General features: G+C 61.9%; 21 protein-coding genes. All 21 read right to left on the reverse strand.

All coding sequences use genetic code 11. The features are described from left to right. A complete protein-coding gene (gene rng / locus R3217_03660; protein MDX1454531.1) occupies positions 1 to 1,473 on the reverse strand; it encodes a ribonuclease G in 1,473 nt (490 codons plus the stop codon). A 78-nt stretch (positions 1,474 to 1,551) separates the two neighbouring features. Next, positions 1,552 to 2,139 (reverse strand): Maf family protein, encoded by a 588-nt coding sequence (locus R3217_03665; protein MDX1454532.1) that lies wholly within the window; start codon positions 2,137 to 2,139, stop codon positions 1,552 to 1,554. A gap of 4 nt (positions 2,140 to 2,143) precedes the next feature. Then, positions 2,144 to 2,614 (reverse strand): 23S rRNA (pseudouridine(1915)-N(3))-methyltransferase RlmH, encoded by a 471-nt coding sequence (gene rlmH / locus R3217_03670; protein ID MDX1454533.1) that lies wholly within the window; start codon positions 2,612 to 2,614, stop codon positions 2,144 to 2,146. Next, on the reverse strand, positions 2,614 to 2,967 hold the full coding sequence (gene rsfS / locus R3217_03675) for a ribosome silencing factor (GenBank protein MDX1454534.1): 354 nt from the start codon (positions 2,965 to 2,967) through the stop codon (positions 2,614 to 2,616). The genes rlmH and rsfS overlap by 1 nt, the downstream gene beginning before the upstream one ends. Before the next feature lie 10 nt (positions 2,968 to 2,977). Then, positions 2,978 to 3,610 carry a nicotinate-nucleotide adenylyltransferase gene (nadD, locus tag R3217_03680; protein MDX1454535.1) on the reverse strand — a complete coding sequence of 211 codons (633 nt, stop codon included), beginning with the start codon at positions 3,608 to 3,610 and terminating at the stop codon, positions 2,978 to 2,980. Then, complete coding sequence (gene holA, locus R3217_03685; protein ID MDX1454536.1) at positions 3,607 to 4,644, reverse strand: DNA polymerase III subunit delta; 1,038 nt, start codon at positions 4,642 to 4,644, stop codon at positions 3,607 to 3,609. The genes nadD and holA overlap by 4 nt, the downstream gene beginning before the upstream one ends. 4 nt (positions 4,645 to 4,648) lie before the next feature. After that, positions 4,649 to 5,158 (reverse strand): LPS assembly lipoprotein LptE, encoded by a 510-nt coding sequence (lptE, locus tag R3217_03690; protein MDX1454537.1) that lies wholly within the window; start codon positions 5,156 to 5,158, stop codon positions 4,649 to 4,651. Then, positions 5,158 to 7,689 (reverse strand): leucine--tRNA ligase, encoded by a 2,532-nt coding sequence (gene leuS, locus R3217_03695; protein MDX1454538.1) that lies wholly within the window; start codon positions 7,687 to 7,689, stop codon positions 5,158 to 5,160. Before leuS ends, lptE begins: the two co-directional genes overlap by 1 nt. Beyond that, on the reverse strand, positions 7,686 to 9,425 hold the full coding sequence (locus tag R3217_03700) for an O-antigen ligase family protein (GenBank protein MDX1454539.1): 1,740 nt from the start codon (positions 9,423 to 9,425) through the stop codon (positions 7,686 to 7,688). Before R3217_03700 ends, leuS begins: the two co-directional genes overlap by 4 nt. 14 nt (positions 9,426 to 9,439) lie before the next feature. Continuing rightward, a complete protein-coding gene (lnt, locus tag R3217_03705; GenBank protein MDX1454540.1) occupies positions 9,440 to 10,981 on the reverse strand; it encodes an apolipoprotein N-acyltransferase in 1,542 nt (513 codons plus the stop codon). A 1-nt stretch (position 10,982) separates the two neighbouring features. After that, entirely contained in the window at positions 10,983 to 11,849 is an 867-nt protein-coding gene (locus R3217_03710; GenBank protein MDX1454541.1) for an HlyC/CorC family transporter, read from the reverse strand. A 5-nt stretch (positions 11,850 to 11,854) separates the two neighbouring features. Continuing rightward, positions 11,855 to 12,334 carry an rRNA maturation RNase YbeY gene (ybeY, locus tag R3217_03715; protein ID MDX1454542.1) on the reverse strand — a complete coding sequence of 160 codons (480 nt, stop codon included), beginning with the start codon at positions 12,332 to 12,334 and terminating at the stop codon, positions 11,855 to 11,857. Next, positions 12,334 to 13,299 carry a PhoH family protein gene (locus tag R3217_03720; GenBank protein MDX1454543.1) on the reverse strand — a complete coding sequence of 322 codons (966 nt, stop codon included), beginning with the start codon at positions 13,297 to 13,299 and terminating at the stop codon, positions 12,334 to 12,336. Before R3217_03720 ends, ybeY begins: the two co-directional genes overlap by 1 nt. 21 nt (positions 13,300 to 13,320) lie before the next feature. Then, positions 13,321 to 14,667: a tRNA (N6-isopentenyl adenosine(37)-C2)-methylthiotransferase MiaB gene (gene miaB, locus R3217_03725; GenBank protein MDX1454544.1), complete on the reverse strand. Its 1,347-nt coding sequence runs from the start codon at positions 14,665 to 14,667 to the stop codon at positions 13,321 to 13,323. A gap of 73 nt (positions 14,668 to 14,740) precedes the next feature. Next, positions 14,741 to 16,627: a nucleoside-diphosphate sugar epimerase/dehydratase gene (locus tag R3217_03730; protein ID MDX1454545.1), complete on the reverse strand. Its 1,887-nt coding sequence runs from the start codon at positions 16,625 to 16,627 to the stop codon at positions 14,741 to 14,743. A gap of 44 nt (positions 16,628 to 16,671) precedes the next feature. Further along, the gene (locus R3217_03735) at positions 16,672 to 17,658 is read right to left on the reverse strand and encodes a UDP-phosphate N-acetylglucosaminyl 1-phosphate transferase (protein MDX1454546.1); all 987 of its coding nucleotides are present in this window, start codon (positions 17,656 to 17,658) and stop codon (positions 16,672 to 16,674) included. A gap of 11 nt (positions 17,659 to 17,669) precedes the next feature. After that, complete coding sequence (locus R3217_03740; protein ID MDX1454547.1) at positions 17,670 to 18,893, reverse strand: glycosyltransferase family 4 protein; 1,224 nt, start codon at positions 18,891 to 18,893, stop codon at positions 17,670 to 17,672. A gap of 1 nt (position 18,894) precedes the next feature. Further along, positions 18,895 to 20,052: a glycosyltransferase gene (locus R3217_03745; GenBank protein MDX1454548.1), complete on the reverse strand. Its 1,158-nt coding sequence runs from the start codon at positions 20,050 to 20,052 to the stop codon at positions 18,895 to 18,897. Continuing rightward, positions 20,018 to 21,712, reverse strand: coding sequence for a hypothetical protein (locus R3217_03750; GenBank protein ID MDX1454549.1), 1,695 nt, complete (start codon positions 21,710 to 21,712; stop codon positions 20,018 to 20,020). Before R3217_03750 ends, R3217_03745 begins: the two co-directional genes overlap by 35 nt. Beyond that, positions 21,709 to 22,482, reverse strand: a complete 774-nt coding sequence (locus R3217_03755; protein MDX1454550.1) for a hypothetical protein — start codon at positions 22,480 to 22,482, stop codon at positions 21,709 to 21,711. The genes R3217_03750 and R3217_03755 overlap by 4 nt, the downstream gene beginning before the upstream one ends. A gap of 73 nt (positions 22,483 to 22,555) precedes the next feature. Continuing rightward, on the reverse strand, positions 22,556 to 23,129 hold a 574-nt coding region (locus R3217_03760; GenBank protein MDX1454551.1), incomplete at its 5' end, for a sulfotransferase.

Here is a 23,129-nt window from a genome sequence, read left to right on the forward strand (position 1 = left end):
CTACATGGGTACCACGTCGAATTGCTCGGGCGAGTAGAGATTCTCCGACTGCAGGCGAATCGGAATGCCGATGTATTCCTCCAGCTCGGCCAGGCTGGTCGATTCCTCGTCAAGCAGCATGTCGATGACTTCCTGTGCCGCCAGCACCAGGATCTCCTGCACCTTGAACTGGCGCGTCTCGCGAATCACTTCGCGGAAAATGTCATAGCAGACGGTTTCCGGTGTCTTGATCGAACCGCGGCCTTCGCAGGTCGGACATGGCTGGCACAACACGTGCTCGAGACTCTCGCGGGTCCGTTTCCTGGTCATTTCGACCAGCCCGAGCCGCGACAGTTCGGTAACCTGGGTCTTGGCATGGTCTGCTTCCAGCGCCTTCTCCAGCGCCGCAAACACCATCTCCTTGTGTTCGGCCACTTCCATGTCGATGAAATCGAGAATGATGATGCCGCCGAGGTTGCGCAGACGCAGCTGGCGGGCAATCGCCTGGGCTGCCTCGAGATTGGTCTTGAGGATGGTTTCCTCGAGATTGCGATGTCCCACATAACCGCCGGTGTTCACATCGACGGTGGTCATGGCCTCGGTCTGGTCGATGATCAGGTAGCCACCCGATTTCAATGGCACTTTCTTGTCCAGCGCCCGCTTGATCTCGTCCTCGATGTTGTAGAAATCGAAAATCGGCCGCTCGCCGGCATAAAGCTCCACCCTCGACGCCATGTCAGGAATGAAGTGCTCGGTGAACGCCTGCATGCTGGCAAAGGTCTCGCGCGAATCGACCCGGACTTTCTCCACATTGGAATCGAGCAGGTCGCGCAGGATGCGCACAGGCAAGGGCAGGTCGCCATGGATCAAGGTACCCGGCTTGGCCGATGGTGATTGCTCCCTGATGGATTCCCACAAGCGATTGAGGAACAGCATGTCGGCGCGGATGGCATCCAGGCTGGCACCCTCGCCGGCCGTGCGCACGATGTAACCGCCTTCCGGATTGTCCTCGTGCTCCAGGCAGGTGGTGACGACCTCCTTCAGGCGAGCGCGTTCGTCCTCGTCCTCGATGCGCGCCGACAGCGCAACACCACTGCCACCCGGCAGGTAGACCAGGTAGCGCGACGGTATGGAGATGTGAGTGGTAAGCCGGGCGCCCTTGCTGCCGAGCGGATCCTTCAGGACCTGCACCAGCAATTCCTTGCCGTCGTGCAACAGGTCGCGAATGTCCGCCGGCTTGTTGTCGGCCTCGGCCTCTTCACCGGCATATGCCAGCTTGGCGATATCCGAGGCATGCAGGAAGGCCGTGCGTTCCAGGCCCATTTCGATGAACGCAGCCTGCATGCCGGGCAGCACCCGCGAAACCTTGCCACGATAGATGTTGCCGACCAGGCCACGCTTCTGGGCACGCTCGATCAAGACCTCTTGCAGCATGCCGTTTTCCACCAGCGCGACACGCGTTTCGCGCGGCGTCACGTTGATCAGGATTTCCATTTTGCCTTCCGTCCCCGGTGCCGGGAGAACCGGGCAGCCTGCCACGCCCCTGCCGGGACGCGGACGAGGCCCGTCAGCTCAGGCCAGCACCGTAATTTCGAATTCCTTCAGCAGTGCGGCGGTTTCGGCCAGCGGCAGTCCTACGACCGCGCTGTAGCTGCCCTCGAGGCGCTCCACGAAAATCGCCGCGAGCCCCTGGATGCCATAGGCACCTGCCTTGTCGGCGGGCTCGCCGGACCTCCAGTATGCCCGGATTTCCGCCTCAGACAATGGACGAAAACGGACTTTGGTGGCCACAACCCGGGACTTTTCGCCTTGCTGGCCGACGACAGCAATGGCTGTCAGCACCTCGTGCTCGCGACCCGACAAGGCAGCCAGCATGGCGCAGGCCTCGGCCTCGTCGGCCGGCTTGCCCAAGGGCTCCCCATCCAGCACCACCGTGGTGTCCGAGCCCAGCACGACAGCGGCGGGACAGTCAACGGCAATGGCCCGGGCCTTTTCCAGCGCCAGCCGCTCGACGTAATGCTCGGGCGACTCGCCGGGCTGCCAGCGTTCGTCGATATCGGCTGCCTGCTGGCTGAAGCGCAGGCCGAGGCCCGCCAGCAATTCGGAGCGGCGCGGCGACGCGGAGGCGAGAACCAGCTCGGGCTCGGCAGCGTGATCCATGCCGTCAGGCCCGGTGATAGGGGTGGTTGGCCAGGATGCTCCAGGCCCGGTACAGCTGTTCCGCCAGCACGATGCGCACCAGCGGATGCGGGAGGGTCAGGGCCGACAAGGACCAGCGGCGCTCGGCCCGATCCAGCACCGACCGGGCCAGCCCGTCCGGGCCGCCGATGGCGAAACAGACATCACGACCGTCCTGGCGCCACTCGGCGAGCTGGGTGGCGAGCTGCTCCGTGCGCCACGACTTGCCGGTGACATCCAGCGCAATCAGGCGATCACGCTCGCCCACGGCAGCCAGCAGCTTGTCGGCCTCGGCCGCCATGGCGCGTTCGACCGGCTGTGACTTGGACCGCTGACCCAGGGGGATTTCCGTCAGTTCCAGCCGGCAGTCCGGCGGCATGCGATGCGCGTATTCGTCGTATCCGGCCGTCACCCAGGCAGGCATTTTCTGGCCAACGGCGAGCATCCGGAGTTTCATCAGGCCTTGCTGTCTTCTTGCTTTGTCTCGCCATCGACAGACCAGAGTTTTTCCAGGCCGTAAAAGTCACGCACATCCGCGGTCATGGTGTGAACAATGACATCGTTCAGGTCGATCAATACCCACTCGGCATCGCGCTCGCCCTCGATACCCAGCGGTTTCACACCGGCATCCTTCGCTTCCTTGAGAACACTGTCGGCCAGCGCCTTGACGTGACGATCCGAGGTGCCGGTCGCAATCACCATGAAATCGGTAATGGCTGTCTTGCCCCGCACATCGATCGCGACAATGTTCTGCGCCTTCATGTCTTCAAGGGCTTCGGTCACCAGGCTTTTCAGAGCTTCGGGTTTCATTTTCATTCCTTCAGTAAATTCGCTTTTCGCGCAGGTAGCGCGCAACCGGCTCCGGCACCAGGAAGCCGGGATCCTCGCCCCGCCCGACAACATGCCTGATCAGGGTGGAGGAAATCTGCAAGGGCGTAACCTCGGCCATCGCAATGGCACCCCGATCCTTGCCTGGCAGGTCGGCAATCGGGCAACGGCGGGCGCTCAGTTCCTGGTCGATGGCAGCATCGAATTCTTCCGTGCCGCCGGGCCGGCGCATGATGACAACCTGCGCCAGCGAGAAAATCTCCTGCCAGCGATGCCAGCGGTGCAGGCCGGCAAAGGCATCCTCGCCGAGCATCAGGACCAGCATCGCCTCGGGCAGTTCGGCCCTCAGGCTCTCGAGCGTGTCGATGGTATAGGAGGTACCACTGCGCTCCAGTTCCTGAGAATCGACGCTGAACATGTCGTAGTCCGCCACCGCCAGTTCCAGCATGTCTCGGCGCTGTTCGGCCGTGGCGCTGGGTATGTCGCGATGCGGCGGTATGGCGCAGGGCAGCAGCCGGACATGGTCGAGACGTGCCTGCTCGGCCACTTCCAGTGCAGGCCGCAAGTGGCCGTGGTGCACGGGATCGAACATGCCGCCGAAAACGCCCAGTCTCATCTGGCTCATGCCGGCATGGTATCAAGAGAAGCGCCCGCAAGGCGCGCTGTCAGTCTTTGGACAGCGGCCCATACCGCTTCCTTGCCGCTGGCAGCACCCATGCCCTTGACGCTGCGATCTGCCAGCGCCGCTTCCAGCAGCAGATCGTTCCACTGCCGGTGACTGATGCGTTGCAGGGCCTTTTCAAACAGCGGCCCGCGGCTTTTCGGCCAGACGCGCGACGTCAGGCGGCTGGCTGGTTCACCCTTTGCCAGGCGAAATGCCATGTCGGTCAGGGCGCGGATGTCCCGCGTCAGGGACCAGACCAGCAGGACGGGATCGGTGCCCTCCTCGCGCAGACCGTCGACAATTCGCAAGGCGCGATCGGGCCGACCTGCCAGCGCGGCATCCGACAAAAGAAAGACATTGAACCTGGCGCTGTTGGCCACGGCGTCGCGAACGGCCTCTGCATCTGCCTTGCCGTCGTTATCCTGGCCGACCAGCAAGGCCAGCTTGTCGATTTCCTGCTTGGCAGCCAGCAGGTTGCCCTCCACCCGTTCCGCCAGCAGGCGAGCCGCTTCCGGATCGGCAACCAGTCCGGCGGCCGACAGGCGCTTGCTGATCCAGGCGAGCAGTTGCTTCGGGTCCAGCGACCAGCTTTCCAGCAGTCCGCCAGACTTTTCCACCGCCTTGACCCACTTGACCTTCTTGTCGACCTTCGCGCTGCTGATGATCAACACCACCGTATCCTCGGGCGGGTTCTCCGCCAGCTCGATCAAGGCCTTGCCACCGGCATCACCGGGACGACCGGTGGGCAGGCGAATTTCCAGCAAGCGACGTTCAGCGAACAGCGACATGGCGCTGCCAGCCGCATGGATGGCATTCCAGTCGAAATGGCGATCGGTGAAAAAGACTTCGCGTGAGTCGTATCCCTGGGCGCGGGCAGCAGCCCGAATCGCATCGGCTGCTTCTTCCACCTGCAAGGGCTCGTCGCCCGCCAGCAGGTAGACCGGCAGCAGGTTGCCGGCGAGGTGCCCATCGAGGCTGTCCGGATAAAGCTTCACCGGCTCAGTCCGCCGCTGCCGGCAATCCGGTCGCCGCCAGGCGCTCGAGCACCTGCCGGGCCACCCTTTTGCGCAAGTCACTGGCCGCTTCATCGCGGGCAACGCGTGCGCCGAGGGGATCCGTGGGATCCAGGCTAAGCACGGTGTCCTGCTCGGCGGTCAGGATTTCGCCGCTCCTGCTGCCATCCGCCAGCGAAAGACGAATGGACCATTTCGCGGTTATCCGGTATTCGGTGGGCCTGCCATCGATGTTCTTGGAAATCACTTCCTGCTCGACAGTGGCACGGAGGATTCGCAGGATCGCGGTCGCTTCGCCGCGCGAGCGGACCACCGTCACGCCGTTCTTGCCGAGGATGCGCGCCAGCACGCGCCGGACATCGGTGTCCGAGCCACGATAGTCAAGATACGTCTGCTGCATCTCGACGGGCAACGGCAGTTCGCCGCGCAAGTGGAAACCGCAGGCCGCGCATGCGGCAAGCAACAGTATCACCATGCTGCGCATCGGCCAGGACATCAGGTAGCCACCACGTTGACCAGGCGACCCGGTACGACAATCACCTTGCGGATGGTCTTGCCCTCGGTAAAGCGCTGGACGTTGGCGTCTTCCAGTGCGCTTGCCTCGATGACATCCTTGGCCGCGTCAGCCGCAACCTGGACCTTGCCACGCACCTTGCCATTGACCTGCACGACCAGTTCGATGGAGTCGCGTTGCAGCGCGGACTCGTCGACTTCCGGCCAGCCGGCGGCGAGCAGGCTGTCATGACCCAGCTTGATCGCAAGCTGTTCGGCCGTGTCCGGAATGATAGGCCCGAGCAGGCGCACGATGGCATCCAGCGCTTCATGACGCACGGCGCGATCATTGTCGGTTGACACATCGAACTTGTTGACGTTGTTCAACAGTTCCATGGTCGCCGCAATCGCGGTATTGAAGACCAGGCGATGGCCGATGTCGTTCGTCACCTTGCCGATGGTTTGGTGCACCTGGCGACGCAGGGTCTTGCCGGCATCGGCGAGTTGCGTCGAATCGATTGGCGCAGCCGCACCGGAGTCGAGATGCTCCTCGACCGCGCGCGTCAGGCGCTTGATGAAACGCGCCGCGCCATCGATGCCGGCATCCGACCATTCAAGGGATTGTTCGGGTGGTGCCGCAAACAGCATGAACAGCTTGACCGTGTCCGCGCCATGCGCATCGATCATCTGCTGAGGATCGACGCCATTCAGCTTGGACTTCGACATGGTACCCATGCCGTCGTACTCGACCGGCTTGCCGTCGGCCTTCAGCACTGCAGAGATGACTTCGCCCTTGTCGTTCCGAGCCAGCTCGACATCCGCCGGCGGGTAGTACTCGATCTGGCCCTCGCCACCCTTGCGATAGAACACATGGTTCAGGACCATGCCTTGCGTCATCAGGCGCGCGAACGGTTCGTCCACCTTGCAGTAGCCGAGATCGCGCATTGCCTTGGTCCAGAAGCGCGCGTACAGCAGGTGGAGAATGGCGTGCTCGATGCCACCGATGTACTGGTCCACCGGCAGCCAGTCGTCGACCCGTTCGTCCACCATGGCATCCGGATTGTCGCGACAGACATAGCGCATGAAGTACCAGGACGAATCCACGAAGGTATCCATGGTGTCGGTCTCGCGCCTCGCCGGCTGGCCGCACTTCGGGCAATCGACATTGATGAAGTCGGCATGCTTTGCCAGCGGATTGCCACTGCCATCCGGCACCAGGTCCTCCGGCAGTTTCACCGGCAACTGGTCATCCGGCACTGCCACTTCGCCACAGTCGTCGCAATGGATCAGCGGAATCGGACAACCCCAGAAACGCTGGCGCGAAATGCCCCAGTCGCGGAGGCGGTAATTGGTGCGCGGCTTGCCGAGGCCCTTTTTCTCCAGTGCGGCAGCAATGGCGTCGAAGCCATCACGGAAACCGAGGCCGTCGAAATCGCCCGAATTCACCAGCTGCGAGTTTTCCTTGCTGACATACCAGTCCTGCCAGTTCTCGCTGTCGTAATCGGCATGGCCATCGACCGCAACGACCTGCTTGATCGGCAAGTCGTACTTGTTGGCGAAGGCAAAATCGCGCTCGTCGTGTGCCGGCACGGCCATCACCGCACCCGAGCCGTAATTCATCAGCACGTAATTCGCGACCCATACCGGCAGCTTTTCGCCGGTCAGCGGGTGCTCGGCCTCGATACCCAGCGGCATGCCCTTCTTTTCCTGGGTTGCCAGCTCGGCCTCCGTCGTGCCGCCACGTCGACATTCATCGACGAAAGCCTTGATGTCGGCATCGGCTTCGGCAGCCTTCATGGCCAGCGGATGCTCGGCAGCAACGGCTAGATAGGTCGCACCCATCAGGGTATCGGGACGCGTGGTGTAGACCTCGATGTCACCCTGCGCACAAGGGAAGGTGATGTCACAACCGTGGCTGCGACCGATCCAGTTGGCCTGCATTGCCTTGACGCGATCCGGCCAGCCATCCAGCGTGTCGAGGCTGTCCAGCAGCTCGTCGGCATACCGCGTGATGTTCAGGTAATACATCGGGATTTCGCGCTTCTCGACCAGCGCGCCGGTGCGCCAGCCGCGACCATCGACCACCTGCTCGTTGGCCAGGACGGTCTGGTCGACCGGATCCCAGTTCACCGTGCCGGTTTTCTTGTAGGCAATGCCGGCTTCGCGCATGCGCAGGAAGAACCACTGGTTCCACCGGTAATAACCCGGGTTGCAGGTCGCCAGCTCGCGATCCCAGTCAATCGCCAGGTTCAATGCCTGCAGTTGCCCGCGCATGTAGGCAATGTTCTCGTAGGTCCACTTCGCCGGCGGCACGTTGTTCTTGATCGCCGCATTCTCGGCCGGCAGGCCGAACGCATCCCAACCCATCGGCTGAAGCACATCGTAGCCCTGCAGCTTCTTGAAACGTGTCAGCACGTCACCGATGGCATAGTTCCGCACGTGCCCCATGTGCAGCTTGCCGCTGGGGTACGGGAACATGGAAAGGCAATAGAAATTCTTCGCCGGCTTGTCGGCCGCTGTTGCTTGCTTGCTCATGATTTTCCGGAAATTGCTGGCGATGCCTGGTCAAGCGGGCGGTCGAGGCCGCCCTCGCGAGGTGCCGTCGCCAGGATCAGCACCATCATCGAATAATACGTGATACCGAGGGAGTGATTGAAGATCGTCTCGGTCAGGCCGGAGATGAAAATGACGCCAATAAAGGCCATGCCGGCCCGGCCGTACGCGTCCCGTCGACGCCAGAACAGCCAGAATGGCGCCGCGTAGACAGCCAGCAGGCTCAGCAAGCCCGGGATGCCACGCTCGGCAGCCACGGTCAGGATCTCGCCGTGGGCATGGTCGAATTCGCCGACCCTCGCACTGATTTCGCCCGCCGCTATCGCCCTTGACCAGGACTCCCGGAGACCACCCGGCCCCAGGCCGAGCAGCGGCCGGGCCAGGAAGGCTTCGATAGCGCTGCGCCAGAGCTGCAAGCGCAGGCCGACAGAGGTGTCGAGGCCCGCGAAGCGGTAATCGGCAACCGCATCACGTATCGGCAGCAATTGCAGGCTTTGCTGCGACGGAATGTCGACGAACATCAGCTCCCGGCCGCTGACCAGCGGGCCGAACTCGACGGCTTGCCACTCATCCCCGGAGATGTACTGCTTATGCAGCTTGCCGGAAAACTGGATCAGCAACTTGCCTTGCCCCCTGGCAAGGAATCGCAGGGTACGGCCTGCGGCATGGTAGCCTGCGGCCGGCATTCTTGCCCCGACCTCTGTCCGGGTGCCATTGGTAAATTGCAGCACCTGCCCGGCCTGCGAACACTCGACCGGCGCCTCGGCTGCGGGAATCGATACGGTCGCGACGCCCGTGCCTTCCAGTGCGGCCGCGATGAAATCGATCCTGCGGACGATCCCCTGCAGGACCACCGGGTCGGAGACACAACCCAGCGTCCTGTAAGCAGCAGTCTCGCCGCTCGACTCCAGCGCCGCCAGGCTTGCCGAAAACTCCGCGTCCATCGCAGCGAGGCGTTCGCCCATACGCTGGCCAGCCGGGCTGATCCACAGCGCCGTGGTGACCAGCAGCGCCAGGCCTGCTGAAACCAGCCACCGCTGCACGGACAGGCGATTCCAGAGGACAGCAGCAAGCAGTGCCAGCACGCAAAGCGACAAGACTGCGCCGCGGGTGCCTGACAGGATGACGGCGACAACCGCCATGAACGCAGCAAGGAAAAACAGGAAGCGCGCCTGGCCCTGGCGATGCAGGCCAAGCACCCCGAGCGAAATCGCAAACGCCGCACTCAAGTGGCCGAACAGGATGGAAATGCTGGCGCCCGACGCACGGTGAGCCGGACCCGATGCCAGCATCACCTCCGCAATCGCCACCAGGCCGACCAGCAGGCCACCGGCAATGAAGGAAGCATCCAGCCACTTCCTGCTGGCAAGCGGCAGCGCGGTCGCCACGGCAATTGCCACCAGCACGAGTCCCGCGACCAGGAAGCGGATATCCCTGCCGAGCAGCTTGGTTGCCAGCTCGGTGTGCTCGTCGCCGATGAACAGGATGAGGTAGAGAACCAGGCCCACCAGGAAGTAGGACGCAAAGGCACGGCGAACCGCCAGCAGGTCGCCAGCGATTCGCGGCCCGCTGCGTCGAATCCCGAGGTAGATTCCTGCCAGTGCCAACAGCGTGAAAATGACGCTGGCCGCCTTGCTCACTACCAACGACAGCACGGGGAACAGCAACAACAGGCCGAGCAGCCATGTCACCGGCCGGCGCAAGTCTGTGGTCGACATGACAGGCCGCTCGTTCACGCGCTTGCATCCTTGCGCTTCGGCATGCTGAAGGCGAGCAGCAAGCAGGTCGCCCACACCACCAGGTTGCCATGACTACCGTAGGGCGAGCCTCCAGTGCGGGGCTCGATGCTCGCCATTGCGGCTGCAGTCTCGGACACCGGCATGCTCAGCAGCTTGCCGCCGTCGAATGCCAACAGGCCACTGATGCCCGTATTGGTCACCCGCACCAATGGCCGCGCGGCTTCCTTTGCTCGCATGCGCGTAATCTGGAAATGCTGCTTCGGACCAATGGACTCACCGAACCAGCCGTCGTTCGAAATATTGATGACAAAACCGGCCTCCGGCATGGCATCCATCGCCTCGCTACCAAAAACCGCTTCGTAGCAGATCAGCATCGCTGCCGATACGCCGGGCCAGAGCTCAAGCCTGTTATCGCCTTCGCCAGCTTCGAAATCGCTGTAGGGAAGGTTCATCAGGCGCAGCCATTCGCGCACCGAATCGGGAACGGGGAAATACTCTCCGAATGGCACCAGGTGGCGCTTGTGATAGAACCGCCGCTCTGCCCCTCCGATCACGACCGCGCTGTTGTAGTAGACGCCGCGCTCCCGGTCATGCACCAGAACGCCGGTTACCAGGCGCTGTTCGGGAGCAAGCATTTCATCCTCGATATGCATGAACAGCGTGTCATCGAGCTGCGAATACAGGAGTGGAATTGCCGCTTCAGGCCAGATGACCAGATCCGCGTCATGCAGCACGTCGCGCGTCAGGTCGAGATAGGTATCGATTGTCCTCTGGCGATATTCCGGCAGCCATTTCTTGTCCTGCGGAATGTTCCCCTGCACCAGGGCCACCTTGATCGCATTGCCCGTTGGATGCGTCCACTGCACGGCCTGCAGCCAGTAGCTGGCAGAAAGGATCGCCATCATGATAGCTGCGGCTGCAGCCCGGAACTTCAGGCCGCTTGAAATGCAAAGCAACAGCGCACCACCAAGCATCATGACAAACAGCGAAACCATGAAAACGCCGCCAACCGGCGCGAAGCCCGCCAGCCAGGTATCAAGCTGACTGTAACCCAGGCTGAACCACGGAAAGCCGCTGAGAAACCAGCCACGCATGTATTCAAGCAATACCCAAAGGGCAGGCGCAGCCAGCAGGTAGCGGCGCCAGTTCACTCCTGCCGGCCCAGGTGCCGCAGGCCAGTATCGATTCAACAACCATGCAAAACCTGCGTAGTACGCCGCCATCAAGGCCACCAGGCAGATCATCAGGAAAACAGCCAGTATCACGGGCGCTTTGCCATAGACATGCAGGCTGATATACAGCCAGTGCATGCCGATGCCGAACAGGCCGAAACCGAAAGCAAATCCGCGCCAGGCTGCAACCCGTGGCGACTGCCCGTCGATCAGCCATAGCAAGGCCAGCGGCAGGATCACGGCGAGAGGAAACAGGTGGAACGGCGCGAAGGCCAGGACCAGCAGCCCACCAAGCGCAAAAGCGGCTGGCAAAGCCAGCCGCTGTTCTTTTCTCAGCGCTTCGATGAAGTGCGGCAGCCTCAAGTCACTCGCTCTCCTGCCGCGCGATGCGCTTCACTTCCAGCAGGTGCAGGCGACGATTGTCGGCCCGCACGACCTTGAAACGGAATGGCTCGAGCTCCACCACCTCGCCGCGCTTGGGCAGGTGACCGATGGCATTCATGACCAGTCCGCCAACCGTGTCGAACTCCTGGTCGCTGAACTCGGCATCGAAGTAGTCATTGAAGTCATCGATCGGTGTCAGCGCGCGCACCGTCCAGCGGGAGTCGTTGTGCTTGATGATGGTGGCATCTTCCTCGACGTCATGCTCGTCGTCGATCTCGCCAACGATCTGCTCGAGCACGTCCTCGATCGTCACGAGCCCGGCAACACCGCCATACTCGTCGACCACGATGGCCATGTGATTGCGACTGCCACGGAACTCCTTCAACAGCACGTTCAAGCGTTTGGACTCTGGAATGAACGTCGCCGGTCGCACGTACTCGCGAACATTGAAGCTGCCCGGATTTTCCACCCAGTAGCGCAACAGGTCCTTGGCCAGTACGATGCCGAGCACCTCGTCACGGCTCTCGCCAATCACGGGATAACGGGAGTGACCGGATTCGATGATGGTCGGCAGCACGGTTTCGAGCGAGCAGTCGCGCTCGACAACAACCATTTGCGAACGCGGCACCATGACATCGCGCACCTGCATGTCCGTGACCTGCAGCACGCCTTCCAGCATGGCCAGGGCATCGGCATCGAACATTTCGCGTTGCTGGGCATCCTGCAGGACTTCGATCAGGTCGTCCCGATCGCGGGGTTCACCCGTGAATGCGCTGCCAAGGCGGCCCAGCCAGCCTTTGAGCCCGCTTTCCGGGTGATTGCTACTCGGAGGGTGATCGTCAGACATGATGGTCATGCTTCCTCAAGATAGGGGTCTGGATAGCCTAAGCGGCCCATAATGGCGGTTTCAAGCGATTCCATGGCCTCGGCCTCGGCATCGTTCTCGTGATCATGGCCCAGCAGGTGCAGGCAACCGTGTACTACCAGGTGAGCCCAGTGGGCATCGAGCGGCTTGCCCTGCTCGCCCGCCTCGCGCGCCACCACGGGCGCACAGATGACAAGGTCACCCAGCGGCACCGATTCCAGTGCCTCGCGCACTGCCGCCGGCAGTTCGTCGATGTCTGCAGGGAAGCTCAAGACGTTGGTCGGGTAATCCTTCTGCCGGTAGGTCCTGTTCAGCTCGCGACCCTCGTCCTCGCCAACGATGCGGATCGACAGTTCGCACCCGGCACCAAGATCCGCCAGCGCCTCGCCAGCCCAGCGCTCGAAACGGGCAGGTGTCGGCAGCGCCGCGCTCTCGACCTCCGGCTGGATCTCGAGTGCCAGGTTCATCAGGATTTCTCGCCGGCGTCGTATGCCTGCACGATGCGCTGCACCAGCGAATGCCTCACGACATCCTGGGCCGAGAAGAAATTGAAACTCACCCCGTCGACATCCTTCAGCACTTCGATGGCATGGCGCAGGCCTGAGACCTGGCCGCGCGGCAAGTCGACCTGGGTGACGTCACCGGTGACCACTGCACGCGATCCGAAACCGATGCGGGTCAGGAACATTTTCATCTGCTCGATGGACGTGTTCTGTGCCTCGTCGAGAATGATGAAGGACTCGTTCAGGGTGCGGCCGCGCATGAACGCCAGTGGTGCGACCTCGATGACATGCCGCTCGATCAAGCGAGCGACCTTGTCGAAGCCCATCATTTCGTACAGCGCGTCGTACATGGGCCGCAGGTAGGGATCGACCTTCTGGCTCATGTCGCCGGGCAGGAAACCGAGCTTCTCGCCCGCTTCCACCGCCGGGCGCACCAGTACCAGGCGTCGCACTTCGCTGCGTTCCAGCGCTTCGACAGCGCTGGCGACTGCAAGGTAGGTCTTGCCGGTGCCTGCCGGACCGATACCGAACGACAGATCGTGATCACGAATGCTGGCCATGTAGCTGCGCTGCGAAGGACCACGCCCGCGAATCGGGCCGCGCTTGGTGTGCACGACCACGTCCGGCTGGTCGGCCGGCGCCTTGCGCTTGCCATCGACCTCGGCTTCCTGGATGGCCAGGTGCACCTGCTCGGGATCGATCTCGTCCTTGCGCGTGTCGGCGTAGAGATCCTTCAGCAGCTCTGCCGTGGTATTCGCGGCCACCGCTTCGCCGATCACGCGGAAGCTGGCACCACGGTTGCTGATCTCGACACCGAGACGTCGCTCGATCTGTCGCAGGTGCTCGTCAAAGGGACCACATAGCATGGCCAGACGCTCGTTGTCTTCGGGCGTCAGAAGGATGTCGATGGTATGCAGGGAATCAGTCATTGAATGCTCGAGAAGCAGGCGTCAGGCAGTCTGGCGAGCAGCATCGCCCACCAGTCGGCCACGCAGGGAGTTCGGCATGCGCGCGGTGATCTCGAGATCGACGAACTGGCCGATCAAGGAAGCCGGGCCGGCAAAGTTGACCCAGCGATTGTTGTCGGTGCGGCCGGCAAGTTCCTCGGCGTTCTTGGTGGACGGACGCTCGACCAGCACGCGCTGGGTCGTGCCCACCATCTGTTCCGTGTATTCCTGGTTGAACTGGATGATGCGGCTTTGCAGGATCTTCAGGCGTTGCTGCTTGGTCTCGTGCGCGACATCGTCCTCGAAGGAGGCCGCCGGCGTGCCCGGGCGTGCCGAGTAGATGAAGCTGAAGGCCTGGTCGAATTTCACATCCTCGATCAGCTTCATGGTCTGCTCGAAGTCCTTGTCCGTCTCGCCGGGGAAACCGACGATGAAATCGGACGACAGGGAAATTCCCGGGCGCGCTTCACGCAGCTTGCGCAACTTCTGCTTGAACTCGAGCACCGTGTGACCACGCTTCATGCCGGCCAGGATGCGATCGGAACCGGACTGCACCGGCAGGTGCAGGTAACTGGCCAGTTTCGGCACGTCCCGGTATGCCTCGATCAGGCTGTCGGAAAATTCCAGCGGGTGCGACGTCGTGAAGCGAATGCGCTCGACACCATCGATCTCGGCCACGAAGCGAATCAGCAGCGCCAGGTCGCAGAGCGTGCCGTCATTCATTTCGCCGCGGTAGCCGTTGACGTTCTGGCCCAGCAAGGTGATTTCCTTGACGCCCTGCTCGGCCAGCTGGGCCACCTCGGCGATGACATCATCGAAAGGTCGGCTGACTTCCTCGCCACGGGTGTAGGGGACCACGCAGAACGTGCAGTACTTGGAGCAGCCTTCCATGATCGACACGAAGGCAGTCGCACCTTCCGAACGCGGTGCGGGCAGGTGATCGAATTTCTCGATCTCGGGGAAACTGATATCCACGACTGATTCGCGCTTCTTGCGCACATCGTCCAGCATGACTGGCAGGCGATGAATGGTCTGCGGGCCGAACACCAGGTCCACGAACGGTGCGCGCTCGATAATGGCTTCACCCTCCTGGGAGGCCACGCAACCACCGACACCAATCACCAGGTCCGGCTTCTCGGCCTTCCAGTCCTTCCAGCGGCCCAGCTGGGAAAAGACCTTCTCCTGCGCCTTTTCGCGGATGGAGCAGGTATTCAGCAGGATGACGTCGGCAGCGGCCGGGTCATCGGTCGTTTCCAGGCCATGGGAATCCGCCAGCACGTCCAGCATCTTGGCCGAATCGTACTCGTTCATCTGGCATCCGTAGGTCTGGACGTAGAGCTTCCCGGGCATTTGCGCTAACTCGTTGAAATCAAGAGCGGAATTGTAGCAAGCGGCGGGCAAGCCGGTCCATGCTGGAGAGCCCTTACTTGACCACCCGGAGCGAGGCCGCCTCGGCTGCAGGATCCTTGAGACGGTCCATATTGCCCGGCGGCGTGTGGAAAGTGGGTACCAGGTTCCGCAGGGCCTCGAGGCACAGGACCGGGTCGTTCTCGGCCACCGCAGACTCCATGCGCTGCAGCGCGTCATCCAGTCGTTCGGTATCCAGCCCGGCGCTTTGCGCCAGCAGCAACTTGGGATGCGCCGTGCCAACCCGATCCTCGAAATCGTAGAACAGGTCCTCGTGCATCTTCTCGCCCGGTCGCAGGCCCGTGAAGGTGATGGGAATCTCGCTGCCCGGAATCTTGCCGTACAGACGGATCATGGTCTCGGCCATGTGCAGGATGGAGACAGGCTCGCCCATGTCGAGCACGAACACTTCGCCGCCCTTGCCGGTCACGCTGGCCTGCAGGATCAGCCCGGCCGCCTCGGCGATGGTCATGAAGTAACGCGTCACCCCCGGATCGGTCACGGTCACCGGTCCACCCGCCGCGATCTGGCTCTCGAACAGGGGCACGACCGAACCGCAGGAGCCGAGCACGTTGCCAAAGCGGGTAGTGATGAACTGCGTGCCGGCAGCATTGCCGAGACTCTGGCAATACAGCTCCGCCGCCCGCTTGGTGGCACCCATGATGCTGGACGGATTGACCACCTTGTCGGTGGAAATCAGGATGAATTTCTTCACGTTGTTGCGAATGGCGCAATCGGCCACCGTGCGGGTACCGAGCACGTTGTTCCGCACGCCTTCGCAGGGATTCTCTTCCACGATGGGCACGTGCTTGTAGGCAGCCGCGTGGAACACCATCTCGATCGCATTGCGACGCATGCAGCTGTCGACACGAGTGGCATCGATCACGCTGCCCAGCACGGCCTGGATATCGACATCCGGGAACTGCTTCTTCAATTCGATCTCGATGCGATAGAGATTGAACTCGGCATGATCGAAAACCACCAGGCGCTTCGGCTTGCGAGCTGCCAGCTGGCGACAGAGCTCCGAGCCGACGGAACCACCACCGCCGGTGACCATGATCGAATGGCCAGAGACGACACTGTCGATGTCGGTGTCGTCGAGATTGATCGATTCGCGACCGAGCAGGTCCTCGACGGTGATCGGCCTGAGCTTGCTGGAATATCCGTGCACCGCTTCCGGCTCGCTCAAGGACGGCAAGGTCGCCACGCGCACCTTGCTTTCGATGGACAGGCTGACTATCCGGTTCAACAGCTTGGCGTTCGCACTCGGCATGGCAATGAGCACCATGTCCGCACGATGATTCTCGGTAATTGCGGGCAACTGGTCGATCCGGCCGCGAATGCGGACGCCGTGAAGCTCCTGGCCCTGCTTGCGGGGATCGTCATCCAGGATTGCCACCGGTCGGAACGCACCGTTGCGGCTCAGTTCGCGGACCAGGATTTCGCCAGCGCGCCCGCCGCCGACGATGACCGCCCGGGGTCGTGAATCGAAATCCAGCCGCAGACCATGATCGACAATGGCGCGATAGAACACGCGCGCACCACTGACACCTGCCAGCAGGAAGATCGGGTACAGCACCAGCACGGTGCGAGGGATCTCGGCCATGCGGTTGTAAAGGAACAGGGCCAGGGTGGTGACCAGCACACCGCAGGCCACGGCCGAAAAAATCCGCAGGAAATCCGGAATGGACGCAAAGCGCCAGACACCGCGATAGCAACCGAAGACCAGGAAGGCGCCAGCGTGTACCGGGACCGCGACTGTCAGGAAGGCCAGGAACCCAGACATGTTCTGCGCCGGCACTTCGCCGAAATTGAAACGCAGCCAGTACGCAAGCACGACCGCCACCGCTGTCCACAGCAGGTCATGAGCAAAGACCACGAATCTCTTGAAATGCAGCCCCACGCAACGGCACCTTTTCAGGACCCGCATCGCGCGGGTCGGTATTTCTAGACAGCCCCCCGGGGACAGCGACGGACGATGACCCCGTAAAGCACGACGTGCAATGCCACCTGCAGCCCGAGCACGAACCAGATCAGTTCATTTCGGACCCCGGAGGCCAGCCACAGGGCAAGCCCGGCATTCACGCAAACAAGGGCAAATTCTAGCATAAGTACTTGATATACCGGCAATCCCGCCAGGCAGAGGCGCTGGTATGCATGCTCTCGATGCGCTTCCCAGATCCGCTCGCCCCGCCAGGCCCGGGCAACCAGGGTACAGCTGGCATCCACCAGGAAGGTCAGGAATGGCAGGATGACGAGGGCCGGATGGATTCCGGCCTCCAGCACGGCATGAATGGCCAGTCCGGCCAGCAGGAAGCCGCTGGGTATCGAGCCGGCATCGCCCAGGAAAATCCGTGCTGGCGGCAGGTTCCAGGGCAGGAACCCCGCCATGGCAGCGGCCAGGATGGCCGCGACAAGCCAGCTGTTGCCGGCATCGCCTTGCCACAGCAAGACCGCCAGCGTGCTCGCGCCCACAACGCCCATGGAGCCTGCCAGCCCGTCCATGCCATCCATGAAGTTGAAGAGATTGGTACACCAGGTCATCAGCAGGACCAGCAGGCCAAGCTGCCACCAGGCCAGCTCCACCATCCACAGGAACAGCAGGGCAGCGCCGAGATGGACGAGCAGGCGCAACGGCGCCGAAAGATCGGCAATGTCATCCAGGACGGACAGGGACAACAGCATCACCCAGCCGCCGATCAACATCAGCAAGCCGACGGGCGCCACGTCGACATGACCCAGGACGACGCCCGACAGCAAGGCAGCGATGCCGGCGCCGGCAATGGCAAGACCGCCGGTGCGCGGCGTCGGCACCGAATGCAGGGAGCGATGATTCGGGACGTCGGTGATCGCCAGCCAGCCACGGGATAACACCCATGTCAGCAGGAAAGACAAGGCAAAGGCGCCAGCCAGCAACAGCATCGTGATGTCCATCCAACCCCCGTTCAGGCTCGATCCGCCTTCTCATTGCGCAGGACACCGGCCAGGGCCTTTTCCAGCCGGGCGGCATGATGCTCGACCAGGAATTCGGCCTGCACGTACTCCCGACCTGCCCGGCCAAGCGCTGCCCGTTCCTCGCCAGACCGGTCGCGCAGGTCGCGAATGGCTGCCGCGATGGCCTCTGGATGCTCGGACGGAACGCGCAAGCACGCGTCGCAATCCCGTTCCGGATGGTAGCGCGCTTCGGAACCGAACAGCACCGGCCGGGACATGGCCAGGTAGTCGAAAATCTTGTTGGCACTGACACCGTAGCGATAAACCGGCACGTCCTTGAACAGGATCACAAAGGCGTCGGCCTCGGCCAGCACGTCATAGATCTCGGCCTTCGGCACCGCTGGCAGGAAGTGGACATTCTGCAGGCCCTCGTCAGTCGCGCGTCGCTGCAGGCGCTCTCGTTCCGGGCCCTGGCCGATGAGGCGGATTTCGATGTCATCGACACCCTGCTGCTGCAGGCAGGCCGCCGCGTCAAGCAAGGCATCGAGGTGATTGGCCAGGCCATGCGTACCGGAATACATCAGCACGAAGTTGCCATCACGAGGTGCCGGCTCGGCAAGCTCCGGCAGCCGGTACAGGGCGTTCGGGACCCAGGCAAACGGGCATTCACGCCGGGCGACCGCGTTGATATGGCGCTCACTGCCCGGCAGGGCGGAAACGACCAGTTGCGCCCGACGATAAAGCAGCTTTTCCAGCAACCGGAAGGCCAGGATTCTCGGATCGAGGCGCGAGTACCCGCCGAGATCGATCAGGGAATCCGGCCACAGGTCCCTGATTTCCAGTACGAATGGCCGCTGCAAGCGGCGCGACAGCCACCAGGCACCCACTGCGGCAAACAATGACGGACTCGAGCCGATGACCACATCGGGCACCCGGTCCGGACGCAGGCGCGCCACCTGCCACATGAAATTCAGCATGTTGCGAATTCGTCCCAACGTGTTGCCACGGTAGGCCGGCGTCTTCAGCCACTGGAATTCGACACCCTCGACTCGCTCGCGACGACCGTCCTCGTCCGCTTGCAGGTGCGGATCGTGGCCAGCGAAATGATCATGGGATCCTGCCAGCAAGGTAACGGTGTTGCCGCGGGAAACCAGCGCGCGCGAGTAATCAAAGGCACGTGACAACCCGGCCTGCTCTGGCTTCATGGCGTATTGATGGACATACAGGATATTCACGTCATCCGCTCCCGCCACCCGCGCCTTCGGCGAGCTCGTCGTACAAGGCCAGCAATGCGGACGCTTCCTGTTCCCAGCTGGCTTGTGTCTCGACATGTCGACGACCCGCCGCGCCCTGCTCGCGCAAGGCGCCGCGCTCGAGCCAGCGTGTCACCTCGGGCCAGCCCTGCGTGCCATCCTTGAGGTCGACCGCCAGGCCGGCGCCCGCAGCCTGCACGATATCTCGCCACAAGGGGAACGCCGTGACAATGACCGGCAGGCCGGACGCCATGTATTCGAAGAGCTTGGTTGGCAAGGCACGTCGGTAATTCACCTTGTCATGCAGCAGGCACAGGCCGATACCGCCGCCGCGCAGCAGCTTCGCCACGCCCTCGCGATCCAGCTCGCCGTGGTAATCGCAAACGCCATCGCTTGTCGCTCTATCAAGCATCGCCTGGCAAGCAGGATCGACCCTGCCCGCCAGTTGCAGGCGCCGACCGGTGGCTTGCGCCAGGGAAAGCATCTCTTCTAGGCCCCGGTCGCGTGAAATGCGACCGACGTAGACAAGATCCTCGGGGACGGCAGTCGCGACCGAAAACTGCTCCAGGCGCGGGAAATTGCGGAGCGTCACGCATTGCACGGGAAGCGATGACAGGCGCTCATTGATGTCCGTCGTGGCCGTGATGACCGCATCGAAGCGCCGCATCAACAGGCGCGCCAGTGCATTGCTTGCGAAGGCCACGGGCCTGCGCAGGAATCCGGGGATCCATGGCTTGGCCAGCACCTGCAGGCCGATGTCCTCGTGCGCATCATAGATGTAACGGCAGCCCGGCAGGCGCGGCAACAGGCCGACCAGCAGCAGCTCGGGGTCGTGCAGGTGGACGATGTCGGGGCGGGTCTTGTTAATGATCTTCCTTGCCGCCAGCCACGACGTGAAGATTCGGCGCAGGCGACCCTGGCGAGCAGGAAAGGAGATTTCCTCCACGTCGACAGGTGCTGGAGAAGCGGTTTCTACCGGCCCGGGTCGACACCAGGTGACCGCATGGCCGTGCCCGGCAAGCGTCCGGATTTCCTTGTCGACAATACGAGGGTCCCGCGAAGGGTGGACACTCGAGAGAACAAGCACCTCGAGGCTCTTTGCAGCTTCAATCGATTTCGAGATCATCTTCGATATCGTCATCAGGCTCGGATTGCGAAGCTGCAGCATCCTGGCGCGATTGCTCCGACACCAGGTCGAGATCGTCATGCAACAGCTGGCCATCTTCATCAAGGGCCAGGAGGCGGACGCTTTCCAGCGAGCGATACTCATCATGGTAATGACCGGCGAGCACCAGCAAGCGACCGGCAAACTGCCCGTCACGTAGTTGCTTGAGAATGCCCGGATTGCGCAACCAGCGCCTGAATACCGAGTCGTCGATCACAATGTGCGAATCGGCGGGACCGGCGAGTGCCACCAGATACAGGACTTCTGCCTTGCGCTTGGCCGGAAGTCTTCGCCATTCGCCCAGCGACAATGGCCGGTCTGCGTTCTCGGCCAGCCACGACTTCGTCGCGCTGGCATCGAAACCAGGCTCTTGCTCGTTGCGATTCGCCTCCTTGAGGCTCGGGAAGGCATGGCTGATCGACTTGCCATCCGGATAGCCAGACATCATCAGCGGCAGGATATTGTTCGCCGTCACTCCATCCAGCGCGGCAACAAGAGCCTCTGCGAGCCCCCGTGACCTCGGCGCATTGCCCGTCATGATCACGGGAATCGAATCCGACGACACCGCATTGCTTAACCGGCTGCGGACGTGACCCTGTGGCAATTTCAGTTTTTCGAAAAGGGCAAGGACCATCGCCACCTTCCGATAGAAACGATTGAAATTCGTCACGCCGCCAAACAGTCCCTTGAGACCCATGAACACCCTGTTGAGCACCAGGACATAGAGGACCAGATAGGACCACTGCGCAGACTGACCCTGCGGCAGCATGGCAAAGGAGCCCAGCACGAGCGCCATGGCAGCAATGAACGTCAGCGTGCTGAAGAACTGGCTGACATAAAGGTATTTGAGACTCTTTCTCCGCGCCTGGAAATTCATGCTGACAGCAGGCTCGCGGATGACCTCGCTTGAATCGACCGACGAGCTGACCATGCCGGTCATCTTTTCTTCGATGTATCCCCGAATACGACGCGATGTCTCGGCCCGGCTGTCATCCATCGCCCGGTTCCAGTTGGCGGCCTTGATGCTCAGTCGTCGCTGCGCGGTCAACGAAGAAACGGCCGCCAGCGCCACCAGCAGCGTGAGGACCGGCTTCAGGTAGAAAAGGAATACCAGGCCGATCAATACCGTCAGCACCTGCGGGAACATCTTGAGGATGATGCGGAGCACGCGGTTCGTTGATGCGCCATGACCGATCGCGGCACTGAAAATGACCTGCTGCGCATTCTTGTTCTCGGCATCGCCGAGCTTCCTGATCGCGGTGAAATTCCTGTCGGCATCCAGGCGATCGAGAATACGGCGCACCACTTCCACCTGGTAGGAAGACGAAATTCGCAGGATCAGCAGCCCCGAGGCGAGCTGGGAGCCTGCCTGCAACAACAGCAATCCGACGAATACCGAGCCGACCAGCCAGATCGTCCCGGCCTCGCGGGGATCGAGCGACCACTCCTTGAATTGAATGAGCTCGCCGGACTCGAAGTACATGACAAATCCGGCGACCAGGCCGATACCGAGGAACTGCAGGACAACCGCGAACACGCTCGATGCCAGCGCACCGGCTGTCAGCCAGGGCACACGCCCCAGCGCATCAGCCAGGAAGCTAGCCAGCGTAGAGAGGTATTTCGCAAAATTCCTCACTTCCCGCCCTTCGTCAGCTTCGCGAGCATTGCCCTGAAGAGCCTCCTGAGCGGCAATACCGGCGAAGTCGTCTTGGCGTCGGAGGCTACGAGATAGGTCGGCTCGAAAGCAAAGCGCTTCTTCCATCGGCGCAAGCCGTCGCCACCCTGGTAATAACCTGCATACATCAAGGACTTGAAGCCTTCACCACAGGCATTGCCCGCCTCGAGCAACCACTCCATGACACCGAGGTGAAGTCTGTTTACAACGCCATCCTTCAGGTAATCGCCATGGCCGATAATCATGCTGTACAGGCCGTAATCACCCAGCCTGCGCAAGTCGATGTACGCCAGGAGACGTTCGTTGGTAACAACGTCACCCTGCTTGTAGCCGTCGACTTTCTCGAAGATTCCCCACCAGAGGTCGTAATGGACCGGGCAGGAGGGCATCTCTGTTTCGAAATGCTTCGAAGGAGCGCCGCCCATCTCGTCGATCGAACGGCGATAGGATGCTTTCATCTTCCCACCGCTCCGGACTTCCTTCGATGTGTTGATTTCGACGATGTCTGGAATGTGCATGCGGCGGTCAAAAGGCTTCACATAATATCCAGCCTTGTCTGCCTTCTTGGCATCCCGAATCGCATTGCCCTTCGATATTTTCCGGCACGCCTTTTCATAATCGTCGAAACTCTCGAAACCGAGATCGAGGCAAGCGGTAATGACCTGACCTTCGATGACATCGCCGATACCGATGAACTTTCCGCCCAGCCGATCAGCATTGCGCTCAACCATCGATCTACAGCGCGCCGAACCTGTGCACTTCGGATGCCCGAGACCGTAGTCGATATGCTGAATCCTTACTTCTTCATTTTCGTTCATTTTTGGCATCCGTATTCATATACCCGAGCGAAACAAGACTGGCACCCGCCACCTTCTCGAAAGCTTCAATCTGCTCTGGCTTGAGATCGCGCCGATATCGTCCCAACGCAGAATCGTTAATCGGGCGGGCGACCTGGTCCCTGCTGGGGTGTCTTACCTTGGTCTCGTACAGGGAATGGCCCTGCTCCGAGTGAGCAAGGACTGCCGGATCCCAGTCCACGCCGAGAAAGTCGAGCAAGCGCCTAATCGTTTCTTCGGGCTTCATGACGATGTCTTCATAGCGCACTTCGGTATAACGTACCGAACCGCTCGTTGCTCTTGCGCCGTCGATTACGGAGCACCAGCCGGCAGCTGCTCGCGAAATGTCGCCATAGCCCCAGCTGCCATGCTCGGAAATCTGCGAGGCTGCAACATCCCGACCGTCCCTGATGATGTGGATATAGGTGGCGTCCGGGAACGTCTCTGCATACTTCTCGAGATTCTTGATCTCGCGCATGATCTTGAAGCCCCAGCGGGACTTGCCGTCCTTTTTCGCATTTCGCTCGCCGAGCTCGCGCACA

The sequence above is a fragment of the Gammaproteobacteria bacterium genome (assembly GCA_033720895.1).
GTDB lineage: Bacteria > Pseudomonadota > Gammaproteobacteria > Natronospirales > JAJUFS01 > JAWWBS01.